The 11,438-nt window shown below is 49.9% G+C and carries 12 protein-coding genes; 5 read left to right on the top strand and 7 right to left on the bottom strand.

What is annotated here, in order from left to right:
• The first annotated feature begins 1,005 nt into the window (after positions 1-1,005).
• The 5 genes from xerD to ppgK all read left to right on the top strand — a co-directional run bounded on the left by xerD (position 1,006) and on the right by ppgK (position 4,828).
• Positions 1,006-1,932 (top strand): site-specific tyrosine recombinase XerD, encoded by a 927-nt coding sequence (gene xerD, locus ACO08I_RS19765; protein WP_282777577.1) that lies wholly within the window; start codon positions 1,006-1,008, stop codon positions 1,930-1,932.
• Positions 1,933-2,023: 91 nt separating this feature from the next.
• Positions 2,024-2,395, top strand: a complete 372-nt coding sequence (locus tag ACO08I_RS19760) for a hypothetical protein (RefSeq protein ID WP_282777575.1) — start codon at positions 2,024-2,026, stop codon at positions 2,393-2,395.
• A gap of 10 nt (positions 2,396-2,405) precedes the next feature.
• Positions 2,406-3,068, top strand: a complete 663-nt coding sequence (locus tag ACO08I_RS19755; RefSeq protein ID WP_044220251.1) for a peptidylprolyl isomerase — start codon at positions 2,406-2,408, stop codon at positions 3,066-3,068.
• Positions 3,068-3,955, top strand: coding sequence for a peptidylprolyl isomerase (locus ACO08I_RS19750; protein WP_282777572.1), 888 nt, complete (start codon positions 3,068-3,070; stop codon positions 3,953-3,955). Before ACO08I_RS19755 ends, ACO08I_RS19750 begins: the two co-directional genes overlap by 1 nt.
• Positions 3,956-4,072: 117 nt before the next feature.
• Complete coding sequence (gene ppgK / locus ACO08I_RS19745) at positions 4,073-4,828, top strand: polyphosphate--glucose phosphotransferase (protein ID WP_044220245.1); 756 nt, start codon at positions 4,073-4,075, stop codon at positions 4,826-4,828.
• 17 nt (positions 4,829-4,845) lie between these two features.
• Here ppgK and ACO08I_RS19740 read toward each other — a convergent pair whose 3' ends face one another.
• From ACO08I_RS19740 to ACO08I_RS19710, 7 genes are all read right to left on the bottom strand, one after another.
• Complete coding sequence (locus ACO08I_RS19740) at positions 4,846-6,261, bottom strand: tetratricopeptide repeat protein (RefSeq protein WP_282777570.1); 1,416 nt, start codon at positions 6,259-6,261, stop codon at positions 4,846-4,848.
• A 342-nt stretch (positions 6,262-6,603) separates the two neighbouring features.
• Entirely contained in the window at positions 6,604-7,071 is a 468-nt protein-coding gene (locus ACO08I_RS19735; protein ID WP_282777568.1) for a hypothetical protein, read from the bottom strand.
• Between the two features lie 19 nt (positions 7,072-7,090).
• Complete coding sequence (locus tag ACO08I_RS19730) at positions 7,091-7,579, bottom strand: hypothetical protein (RefSeq protein ID WP_044220236.1); 489 nt, start codon at positions 7,577-7,579, stop codon at positions 7,091-7,093.
• Positions 7,576-8,133 (bottom strand): RNA polymerase sigma factor, encoded by a 558-nt coding sequence (locus ACO08I_RS19725; protein WP_421946861.1) that lies wholly within the window; start codon positions 8,131-8,133, stop codon positions 7,576-7,578. Before ACO08I_RS19725 ends, ACO08I_RS19730 begins: the two co-directional genes overlap by 4 nt.
• Before the next feature lie 62 nt (positions 8,134-8,195).
• Entirely contained in the window at positions 8,196-9,821 is a 1,626-nt protein-coding gene (locus ACO08I_RS19720; RefSeq protein WP_282777562.1) for a VWA domain-containing protein, read from the bottom strand.
• A 36-nt stretch (positions 9,822-9,857) separates the two neighbouring features.
• Positions 9,858-10,778 (bottom strand): hypothetical protein, encoded by a 921-nt coding sequence (locus ACO08I_RS19715; RefSeq protein ID WP_421946860.1) that lies wholly within the window; start codon positions 10,776-10,778, stop codon positions 9,858-9,860.
• Positions 10,779-10,854: 76 nt separating this feature from the next.
• Complete coding sequence (locus ACO08I_RS19710) at positions 10,855-11,433, bottom strand: biliverdin-producing heme oxygenase (RefSeq protein ID WP_421946859.1); 579 nt, start codon at positions 11,431-11,433, stop codon at positions 10,855-10,857.
• Positions 11,434-11,438: the final 5 nt, after the last annotated feature.

The following is an 11,438-nucleotide window of genomic DNA, read 5'->3' as shown; positions in this document are numbered from 1 at the left end:
GGTGCAATTAATTAATGTGATTGACCGATAATGACTTACTACCGTTCCTTTATCAAACAAGGTGTTCTGATTAATTTGCACTGTGTGAAATTGGTACATAGACCGACCCTTTCCAGATGCTTGGTTGCAAGCAATGGAGTGTAAGCCCTGCCGCTGCCAAAAGGCTTTGACAAAACACACAATGCTAACAGGTGAGCTAAGCTCACCCCGGGGAATCATTATGAAGCATTTAACTGGAAAGAAAAGAGGTAATTTGAAAGTACTCGTCAAATCAGGAAGAAAGCCTGGCTTCATCAGTCTTGGAAACCTTAAAGCCTGATTTCTGGCGCACCTGAATGACTTATACCTACCTCTTGGTGGTTTAAGTGTTGTGTTTGTGTTAGTGTACCGTTAAATGCTTTTAACAATATTCCTCTTCTGAGGGGAATCCTGAGCAATATTGAGTCCTTGTATCCTGGACGGGATAAAAGAGACGGAGTGTCGAGCTCAATAAAGACTCAAGGTCCCGCAAAGGGGAAACCATACTTTTAAAGGGGAATCATTAGGATTGGTAAGGAGGAACATTCTCTGTTCGATACAAATGTAAGACAGTTTTTGATGACCACAAAAATAAAAATGAATAACATAATACATTTGTGACATTCCAATCAACTTATTATTTGATTTAAAATATACACAAATGCTTTAAATTCAATTTATTAAATCAAAATACTCTTTTACATAAGTGACAAAAATACGGTTGACTTTTATCAACTTTACGGGAAAGGCGGCAAGGTCTGTGGTAACTGCAAAAAGGGTAGGCACTAAAAAAGCGAAGGCCGAAATCATCTAGATTTCGACCCTCCAACATTAAACAAATATGCACATTCTTGTATATCTTCGATGCCTTAGAAAAGGCGCTGTTGTCATTTTTAGTGATTACAAATTTACACATTTAATTTAAAAAATCCATATTTAAGGCCATCATTTAATAATTTTAGGGCTCACCAAGCAAAACTTGTGGCATTGTCCGGTAACCTCGCTCAAAAATGGAAAAGCTTTCAAAAGGGGTTCGAAGCCTATTTGCTGCTCGAGTTATCCCTTTCGCAGCACACCGTATCAGCCTATCTGAGCGATCTAAGTAAGCTCGTCCGATTCCTGGAACTTCATGAATACGACTGCGGGCCCGCTTCAGTGGAACAGCACCATCTTGAAGCCTTTTTGGTTTGGCTATCGGGGCTGGGCCTTGCAGAACGTTCTCAGGCACGCCTGTTGTCTGCCCTAAAGACCTTTTATAAGTATATGGTGCTGGAGGACCTCACCAGCGCCGACCCCACCCAGCATATTGACGGCCCAAAGCTCGGGCGAAAAATACCAACGGTACTCACTTACGAAGAGATCAACCTGTTGTTGGAGGCGATAGACCTCAGCCATCCACTGGGGCAGCGTAACCGGGCTATTCTGGAAACCCTTTACGCCTGTGGTTTGCGCGTAAGCGAGCTCACTGGCCTGCGCCGTTCCGACCTGTACCTTGATATTGGCTTTGTAAAGGTAGTGGGCAAGGGCAATAAGGAAAGAGTCGTTCCGATAGGCGAGGCCGCCACCAAACATATAAAGCTCTACCTGGAAGGAGGCCGGCGGGGGCAGATGAACATCAGGCGGGGGCAGGAAGACATCCTGTTTCTTAACCGCAGAGGAGCAGGGCTAAGCCGGGTGATGGTGTTCAATATTGTGAAAGCAGCTGCCCGGGATGCCGGCTTGCCGAAAAATGTAAGCCCTCATACTTTCAGGCACTCCTTTGCGACCCACCTCATAGAAGGCGGTGCAGATCTTAAAGCAGTACAAGACATGCTTGGGCATGAATCTATCATCACTACAGAAATTTACACTCATATGGATACGGAATACCTGCGGGAGACCCTGCTCCAATACCACCCCCGTTATCGCCGGTAAGGCATCAAGCTTTGGCTAATTCAATTATTGCCGGTTTTCTGTAGCATAAAACCAAATCGTGTAAAGTATATTTACGCCTCAAAAAAGTGACATGAAGGAGTGGGAGCTGGATTATGAATGGCTACGCGTAAGGCACCTGGTCAAAAAAACCTTTGACAGAACGGACCTTCCGGACCTCAATGCCATACTATTCCTGATAGGCATACAAGAACTGGGGCGGTGGCAGGAAGCCTTCACTAAAGAGGAAAAACAAGACCTGATGCATATCGCGGTGTGCCGCCTGCTGAGTTACGGCGGGCATTATGCCTTTAAAGGCAGAGATGCTGATGGCTGGCCCCACTACGAGCTACGGCGCCCGGTGGAAGCTCAGGGGCTGGAAGCCCAGGAAAACCTACTCAAAGAATATGCCATTCAATACTTCCGGGAACTTGAACTGGAAAATGGCGGATTAGAAGACGAATAACACCAAACGTATGAAAAGTTATCTCCTTATTTTCTTAACTACGCTGGCCATATCAACTGGCCTTCTGCAATGTACACCGAAAGGTGATGGTTTCACCTATGCTGTCATAAGTACAGAATACGGTGACATGAAAGTCAGGCTGTACAATTCCACTCCACAGCACCGGGACAACTTCATCAAGCTGGCAAAGGAAGGCTTCTATGATGACCTGCTCTTCCACCGCGTTATTCAGGACTTTATGATTCAGGGCGGCGACCCGGACTCCAAAACCGCAGCCCCTGATCAGATGCTTGGACAAGGCGGCCCGGGCTACACGTTACCTGCTGAAATTGGCGCACTGCATTTTAAAGGCGCACTTGCTGCAGCCCGGCTCGGGGACAGACAGAATCCGGAACGCAAGTCCTCAGGCTCTCAGTTTTACATCGTGGACGGAAAACCTCTGACTGAAGAAAACATGGACAACCTGGAGCAAAATTTTGGCAAGAACTACACGCCGGAGCAACGGCAGCGCTATCTCGAAGTTGGCGGTTCTCCTGTACTTGACGGGGAGTATACGGTCTTCGGGGAAGTCGTGGAAGGGCTGGACGTAATTGATAAAATTGCTGCGGTACCGACTGGTCAGGCCAACCGCCCGGTCAGAGATGTCCGCATGACTGTAAAATTGGTTGATTGATGAAAAGGACACCTTTATTATATGTAGTGCTGGCCATCATCATGGGCAGTTGTGCGCGGCCGGTGGCCAATTTCAGCCTGCAGGGTGAAGAGAAAGTGCTCTCCCCCATCGTTTTTGACAATCAGTCAGAAAACGCTACGACCTATGAGTGGGATTTCGGAGACGGCAACACCTCCGAACTGGCAGAGCCCAGCCATACCTACCGGCAGTCCGGCAACTATACCATCTCCTTAAAAGCCATTAATGAAAAAGGCAAGGCGAGGGTGACCGAACAAGCAGTTTCTATTGCCCCACCGGAAATCTGCCTGGTCGAAATTGAAACCATACACGGCAGTATGCTCGTAGAATTATACGATGCGACCCCTCAGCATCAGGACAATTTCGTCAAGCTGGTGCAGGAAGGCTACTACGACGGGCTGCTGTTCCACCGGGTCATTGAGAACTTTATGATACAAGGAGGGGACCCTAATTCAAAGGATGCACCCTCAGGACAGGCATTGGGGTCCGGTGGCCCGGGGTATACCATTCCGGCAGAATTTGCAGACTCCCTGGTCCATATCAAGGGCGCTATAGCTGCAGCACGTACCGGTGATGCAGTGAACCCGCAAAAGCGGTCTTCGGGTTCTCAGTTTTATATTGTGCACGGGCGAAATGTAACAGAACAAGACCTTGCCCAATTGGAAGCACAGAAAGGCTTTAGGTATACGACCCGCCAAAAGGAAGCTTACCTGGAGCACGGAGGCACGCCATTTCTCGACCGGGGCTATACGGTATTCGGGCAGGTGGTGGAGGGCTTTGAAGTCCTGGACAAACTGGCAGCAGTGCCGACAGACCCAAGAGACCGTCCAAAAGAGGACCTGAAAATGAAGATTCGGCTCATCCGGTAGGCGGGCCGGTACAATACAACTGGCAAACCGGAACCAGATTAAGAGTTCCATGGCTCCGGTTTGCTTATTCGAACTTGAGGCCCCGGAAGGCTTTTATGCAGGAAAAATGAAAAACATATGTACACAGGCAATCTTATTTTGGGCGTAGACGTAGGCGGCTCCGGCATTAAAGGTGCTGTAGTAGACGTTAATACAGGTGCCCTCCAAACCGAGCGGCTCCGGCTGGAAACGCCGCAGCCGGCCACCCCCGAAGCGGTATCTGAGACGTTTGCGGAGCTGGTTCGCATGCACAACTACAAAGGCATCATTGGTTGCGGATTCCCTGCCATCATTAAACAAGGTGAAGCGCATTCTGCCGCTAATATCAGTAAGAAGTGGATTGGAACGAATGTGATTGAATCTTTTTCTCTTGCGTGCAACAACCCTGTTGAGGTGCTCAACGATGCAGATGCTGCAGGATTGGCGGAAATGCGCTTTGGCCTTGGCAAGGGGCAAAATGGCGTGGTTGTCTTAATTACGATAGGCTCCGGACTGGGCTCCGCGATGTTCATCAATGGCAAACTTGTCCCTAATACCGAATTCGGCCATATGCGGCTTCACGGCGATATAGCAGAGGCTTATGCTTCGAGCAAAGCCCGGAAGATCAATGACTTAAGCTGGACAGAGTGGGGGGAAAGATTCAATGAGTATCTACACTACCTCGCCCGGGTTGTCAACCCCGATCTGATCATTTTGGGCGGAGGTGCCAGCAAGAAATTCAGTAAATACGAAGAAGTCATTGACGTGAAAGTGCCCGTTAAGCCAGCTGAACTACGTAACGCAGCGGGTACAGTTGGCGCAGCCGTTCACGCGTATCAGATTGCCCGGAGCTAATACTCAATGGATTAGCTCTAGAGGGCAAAGTTTTTGATCATAGCCATGACCTCAGGATCCGCCTGCAGGTCTGGCATCAGCTCAAAAAGGGAAGGGTACATCCCAAAGTCTTCCTGAAGTGCTTCTCCCAGCCAGTAAAGTGCTGCATTCCGCTGACCGATCGCGAATAAGCAGGCAATCCGGCAATAGAGGATCTCTGTACCCGGCACGGCTTCCATTCCGGATTCCAGTACGTCCATAGCGGCTTCTGCCTGGTCGTTTTCCATGAGGAAAGTGGCCAGTAGTATCCAATACCTGGCTTCGAGTTCATTCAGCGCGATCGCTTCCTCGAGGTGCTCCACAGCCATCTCGGTATTGCCCATATTGAAATAGGCCTCGCCAAGAGCCGCGTAATATTCTTCCTGCTCCCCTTCCACTTCAATCGCCTTTTCAAAGTACTGAATGGCATTCATCCATTGCCCCTCAGCCGCGTAGCACTCCCCTATCGAGAAGAAGATTTCATCATTAAGCGGGTCCAGCTGAGCTGCGCGGATATAGAAAGTTACTGCAGCCTGCGGACAGTTGAGCCTCAGATGGCATTGCCCGATTTGAATGTACAGGTCGCTGTCCGCATCAGCCCCTTCCTGTTCCAGCAGTTCCATGTAGTATTTTAGCGCCCGGTTAAACTGTTGCAGTTCCAGGCAGAGATCAGCACAATCACGGCAGGCCTGCAGGAAGTCCTCATCGATGGTAAAGGCTAAATCATAAGCTTCAATAGCCCCCTCATAGTTGCCAACATACAGGCGGGACTGTGCAAGGTTGTACCACGCCAGCGCCTGATAAGCATCTTCGGCCAGCAGCGCTTCATGCAGTGCAATACTCTCTTCGTACTTCTTACTTTGCACCACGCAGACCCCAATGCGCTCCAACGCTGCCTGATTGGTGGGGTCCATAAGCAGCGCCTCACGGAGGGTATAAAACATCCGTTCGTAGGACTCTTCCTGCTCGTATGCCAGAGACTCCACCAGAAGAATGCTGCTCAGTTCCTCATCATTGGCTTCTTCTCTCAGGAAATTCAGTATCCGAAAGCCTTCTTCTGTCTGCTCGTCCACAATCAATGCCTCCGCATACAGGAGTTCCACTTCAATTTCGCCGGGCGATATCGCACGTGCTTTTTCCAGATAGGGAAAAGCAGCTTCAGCCGTTAAATTGTCAACCAAAAGCTGGGCATGCTTGAGTAGCAGGTCTATTGACAAAGGATGCTGTTCCATACCCCGTTCAGAAGCTTCCAATGCTTTGGAATACTGATGGTCCGCCTCAAAGTAACTAATGATTTGCAGGTAGGCTGCTTCTTCAAAGTAAACTTGGTGATCCATGCTGAATTGCGCTTCGTATCGCTGCAGCAACTGCTGAATCGTAGATTTGTGGAAATGAAATTCGTTTTCAGGATGCATGGTCAAACTGCTTATTTCGGTGCAGGCTTTTAAGATAATGATTTGTGCATTGCAATTATTTTAAAGATATGGAATTCTTCGGCGGAAAAGCCAGAATTTAACACCTGTATTCGGGGCGATTAATGGAACGGTAGGTTTTGAAAAGGAAGTGGCAAATTTTTAACGACAAAACCGAAGCAATTCAGATAAAAAAACTTTTAATTTATGATAAACAACATATATTTATTTTTTGATATCAAAAAAACAACGAATATGTACCTGCTCAAAGGCATGCTCCTGACACACAAAGCGCCTCCCCCGAAATTCAGGGCAGGCACTCGCTGATTTTACTTTGCAACAGACTCAAAACCGACCTCCGGGCCGGCGGTTTTCCCGTACCTTTTTGAGTAGCTCCAGCCGGAATTCCCGGTCTGCCTGCTGGAAAAGGACCAATTTCCGAGCAGGGAGGATCTCCCGGAAGCGGGCATGGTATTTTTTGCGAAGATCCAGCAGTTCGGTTTCTGCCTTCAGGCGGTCTTCCAGATGCCTGCTCGCCTGCTCGTTTGTCATCTGCCCGGGTGCAATGTCCGGCTTATATTTTTCTTCAATAGCCCTCTGTGCAGTCTCGTATTCATTGTTGAGGGCCCAAAAGGCAGAAGATTCCTGAGTCGTCAACCCCAATCGCTGAGTGATATAGGCCACTCGGGCAGCCTCCACCCGTTCATTACGGGGCCCGTTCCTCATATCGAACGGGCGGCCGGGCTGGGCATAACTTATGGTGCCAACGAGTAGTAGCAGGTTTAACAACAATAATCGATTGCTATTTCTCATGTGCTTTGGATTGATCGGGTTAAAAAAACGCTTCAATGTCCTCGTATTCCAGGTCTTTCAGGTACTCGTCCAGCGGGACTTCCTCGAGCTGGGGCAAGACGTCCATATTTTTTACCGCAGCTTCGTCCAGCAGGTCGGCTTCCTGCATCAGGCTCAGCTCAAAATCGCGGATATTGGAATGAATGTAGGCCGCCGCTTCTTCCTGTTTTAAATCGGCCAGGCTCACGGTCTCAGCTGAGCCGGAAGCCAGAGACGGCCAAAGCCCTGCAGCTACCAAAGCCAACACAGCCACTGCTGCTGCAACCTTAAGCCTGTTGGTCCATTTTTGACCTCTTTTGATATGCACAACCTGAAGGGGCGACACCTGTTTTTCACTTGCAGCCGCCAGCACCCGGTCGGACAGGGTCTCAAAATACCCTTCCGGCACCGGCTCCAGATTCTTTCGGACCTCCGCAAGCAATGGTGCATGCTGATCCAGCTCTTGTTGTATACTTTCCTTTTCTTTCATAGTCCCTCTTTTAATGCAGCCTCAACTTTCCGGACAGCATGGTGGTAAGAAGCTTTAAGTGCGCCCTCTGAAGTTTGCAGCCTGACGGACATGTCCTTGTAGCTCATCTCTTCGTAATACCTCAGCCGGAAAACGAGCTTTTGCTTTTCAGGCAATGCCCCGATTGCCGCATCCAGTTTTTGCAACAGCTTCTCGCCATCTACCGAAGCTTCCGCCTGCAGCTGAAATACAGCAGCGTGCCCCTCGATGGAGTCTGTAGACCGGCGTTGTGCCTTTTTCAGGAAGGTCAGTGCCTCGTTGGTCGCGATGCGGTAAAGCCAGGTGTACAACTGTGATTTACCCTCGAAGCGATGGATGTTGCGAAAGACCTTGATCAGGCAGTTCTGCAACACATCATCGGTATCGTTGTGGGTACCGACCATCTTGCGGATGTGCCAGTACAGCCGCTCCTGGTATACCGACATCAACAGGCGGAACCCCTGCTCCCGGCTGTCGGGCTGCTGCAAAAGGACCAGTATCTGTTCGTCGGTTGCTGCTGTCAATGTGGCTTGCAAGTTGTTCGTTTTGAAGGTAAGACTTTCAAAACGCACAAGGGTTTAATGACGCACAAAAATTATCAGTGCCGTATCTCCTGCAGTCCTGCGGTCAGCTCCCGAATAATGCCCTTTTGTTTGGGGTCGTAGACCCAGTTGGTGTCAAAGAATTCCAGGACTTCCGGGTTAGCCTCCTTACTCAGGGTCAGGCTATGGAACTGCGTACCTTTATTCTGCTGGAAGTACCGGACCTCCCTTAGCACATCGTCGTCAATCTTGTACATGATAAAATCCGAGATGATAAGCACATCAGCATCTTCATAGTCGTTGCCCTTGAGCTGCCGGATAGTCTCGTACAGCGCCAGGCTGACATCTGTGCCCCCGTAAAAGGACATGCGCAGGAAGGCGGCAATTTCATCGATGGAGTCGGCGATATTGTAAAGGTCCAGGGTTTTGATGCCCCTTGAGAAGTTGATCAGGTAGGCTCTGCGGTTCTCATTGATCGCCATTTTGAGAATGCCCATGCACAGGACTTTCGCAATCTGCTCTGGGCGGCCGGTCATGCTCTCGCTCGTATCCACACATACGATGAAAGGCCCTTTCTCCTTTTGCCGCACCCGCTGATTGATTTCAGTGAGCTGATCCTCGCTGCGCACCAGTTTGCGGTCTTCGTAGCGAAAGGTCATCAGGTTTTTGTCGGCGTACTTTTTCAGGAAGAGTAGCTCAGTGTCCTCATCACCAAGCAAGCTGGCTTCGGCGCTCAGGAGGTTGTTGAGGTCGTCGCTTTCGTGTACGCCAACGATCTCGGCTTTTGCCGTTTCGTCTACTTTCCATTCCTGCCGGATGATGGTTTTCTCGAAGGTCTCTTCCTCGATTTCGATTTCCGCTTCACGCATCCGGCCCAGCATTTCTGCCAGTTCCTTCAGGGAGCGCTCATCTTCAAGCAGCTCGTTGTATTGCTCCAGGATATCAAAGGAAGTTTCTTCCCAAAGCTCCCGCGACATATCCCAGCCCAGGTAGTCGGAAAAAGGCGAGACCAGCTCGTAGAGCTTCTGGTATTCATCCACTTTTTTTTCCACCAGTGCGGTGAAGGCTTCTTTTTCCTCGTCCAGCTTTTTGAGTTGGAAGTCCAGGATTTTGGCGTGCAGGCGGGCATCCCATTGGGCGAGCACATCCCTGAGGAGACGCTCTGCCCCGGCTTTTTCATCGGCGGTGAGCTCATCGAAATCCTTGTTTCCGATCAACTGCTGGAAACGGTGCTGGTAGAAGTTCGAATCAATCTCTTCCCGGCTGTACTGTGTGCGCAGAAAAGTGGGCAGGTTGGGCCAGCGGCGCACAAAGACATGCATGGGGGTTATAGCCCAGCCTTCCAGTCGTTGCAGCTCATCTTCATAGGGATTCTTAGCACGGGCTTTATCATAAGATTTGCGCAGCCAGCGCAGGATATCCAGCACCACCTGTTTGGTAATTTTGGCATTGCCCTCTGCCAGGTCCAGCAGCCCCGGTATAGAGAACAGCTCATCCAATGCCTGTTGGAAATAAGCATAGTATTGGTCATTCAAATCGGGAATGACGTGGCGACCGGGCTCCAGCTTATTCTGAAGGTAGTGCACGAGGTAGCGGCGCATTTTGCGGTCCAGCAAATTGCCAAACTCCACGAAGCGCTGATACTCCTGCTCCAGTTGTTCTTGTATCTCTGTTATTGCCATACGCTAGACCTAACACTCAAAAAGGCGTTGTGTTGATCAGGTGAGTTCCCGGGCTTCATTGGCACGCTCGGCTTCCAGGTGCCCCATTTTATTGTACAAGGCCAGCATGAGCGTACCAAACAGCACTCCAATGGTAATGAGCACCGGATTAAAAAGCCCCTCTGCCGTAAAAGACAGGCGGATGAGGACCGTTGAAATCACAAACCCGGCATTGCGGATGAGCTGACTGTAGTTGTCGGTATACTGCAGGGAAATCATTAGGATGAGCACATCAAAGAGGATCATCAGGGTAAAAAATTCGTTGTAGAACACTTTATTGATGTCGGGCAGCTCTTCCAATTGCCCAATATTGAACTGCTGCAAGTCGAGCACCCAGGTACCGAAGCTGTAAATGGCCAGCAGGAAGAGCATCGGGGCGAGTATTCCACTGATGCCCTTTTTCTTCACCACGAACTCATCAATGTTGGAAGGCTGTTTGAGCCGGGGCCGCTGCTGCCGCAGTTTGTAAAACCAGAAAATCAGGCCAAAGAGTACCAAAATACAGAGCATGTCCGCTGCCAGCAGTTGGTTGCGATAACTTATGCCCCAGCTTTCTGAAATATCCAGCTTGGAAATATCCTTGAAGATACGCCGCACGACGATCAGGGAAATGATTTCATACTGTTTGCCAATGGATATGGTAAAGGAATCAGGCAGGTGGTACACCAGCATGTACACCTCAAATACGAGAATGAAGGAGAAAGGCGTGTAAATTGCTGTAATCGGGCTGATGAACAGCTCATCCGCCGACTGCCCGAAGTCCACCCACTGCAGGTCATGCAGGAAAATCAGCAGCAGGTGCAGGAGAAAACTGCCAATGGACAGCCCCAGAATAACCCGCTCGAACCGGTGCCGGAAGGAGGGGTTGAAGAAAAAGCGAAACAGCTTTTCAGCAGCTTTCCGGGCGCTCGGGTTCATGATGCAACAGCGATTGGTATGTTAGGGAAAGAGATTACTGCACGGAATGTTCATTTGCAGAAAGCCCGGGGCACCTTCAGGATAAGGCCAGCCAGATACCCTCAAAGTGCAGAAAGCCAGCCTTCGCCCCGGCAATGACAGACTCCTCACTGACTTTCAAATAATGCCCCAGTGCCTGTTGAAAAGCTTTCCAGCGGCCGGAAAGCCCGGCTTTACTTTGCTGCATATACCGATCTGCTCCCAGGGCGGCAAATTCCGGGTGTTGCAGAAGGGCTTTATGGATCATCTGATTGCCCATTGCTGCCCCCTCGGCTACGTAGCAGAGCCCGGCCACGAAGGCGGCATTTTCAGCAAGAGGCATTGCGGGCATACCCTCCCCGGCGGCATTAACATCCAGCGCCTTCAGGTCTTCCTTTAGCGCGGTTACCCTATCTGCTTCCGGCCAGGCAGGAATCCTTACTTCAAATGGCATACCGGATGCAAACTGTTCATTGACCGATAAGTTAAAAGCCAGGTGCGCCCGTAGCAAGCGGGCATAATGCGGCTGATCAAAGGGGGGCTTCATAAGCCGGGCCCCGTCAACGATGGCCTCAAGCCGGTCATGAAGAGGCCGGGTTTGGGCTCTGAGGTTTTGAAGTAGTTGCTGATCCATCATCTAAA

Origin of the sequence: Phaeodactylibacter xiamenensis, from assembly GCF_965229835.1 — a bacterium.
GTDB classification, from domain to species: Bacteria; Bacteroidota; Bacteroidia; order Chitinophagales; family Saprospiraceae; genus Phaeodactylibacter; species Phaeodactylibacter xiamenensis.
Note: the sequence above shows the minus strand (reverse complement) of the source record. Positions and strands in the feature narration are given on the sequence as shown.

What these genes read in the sequence shown, in the direction of transcription:
- ppgK (WP_044220245.1), top strand. Translation starts at nt 4,073, where the DNA reads ATGTACACAGGCAATCTTATTTTGGGCGTAGACGTAGGCGGCTCCGGC.
- ACO08I_RS19730 (WP_044220236.1), bottom strand. Translation starts at nt 7,579, where the DNA reads ATGAAAGAAAAGGAAAGTATACAACAAGAGCTGGATCAGCATGCACCA.
- ACO08I_RS19740 (WP_282777570.1), bottom strand. Translation starts at nt 6,261, where the DNA reads ATGCATCCTGAAAACGAATTTCATTTCCACAAATCTACGATTCAGCAG.
- ACO08I_RS19710 (WP_421946859.1), bottom strand. Translation starts at nt 11,433, where the DNA reads ATGATGGATCAGCAACTACTTCAAAACCTCAGAGCCCAAACCCGGCCT.
- ACO08I_RS19760 (WP_282777575.1), top strand. Translation starts at nt 2,024, where the DNA reads ATGAAGGAGTGGGAGCTGGATTATGAATGGCTACGCGTAAGGCACCTG.
- ACO08I_RS19755 (WP_044220251.1), top strand. Translation starts at nt 2,406, where the DNA reads ATGAAAAGTTATCTCCTTATTTTCTTAACTACGCTGGCCATATCAACT.
- ACO08I_RS19735 (WP_282777568.1), bottom strand. Translation starts at nt 7,071, where the DNA reads ATGAGAAATAGCAATCGATTATTGTTGTTAAACCTGCTACTACTCGTT.
- ACO08I_RS19720 (WP_282777562.1), bottom strand. Translation starts at nt 9,821, where the DNA reads ATGGCAATAACAGAGATACAAGAACAACTGGAGCAGGAGTATCAGCGC.
- ACO08I_RS19715 (WP_421946860.1), bottom strand. Translation starts at nt 10,778, where the DNA reads ATGAACCCGAGCGCCCGGAAAGCTGCTGAAAAGCTGTTTCGCTTTTTC.
- ACO08I_RS19750 (WP_282777572.1), top strand. Translation starts at nt 3,068, where the DNA reads ATGAAAAGGACACCTTTATTATATGTAGTGCTGGCCATCATCATGGGC.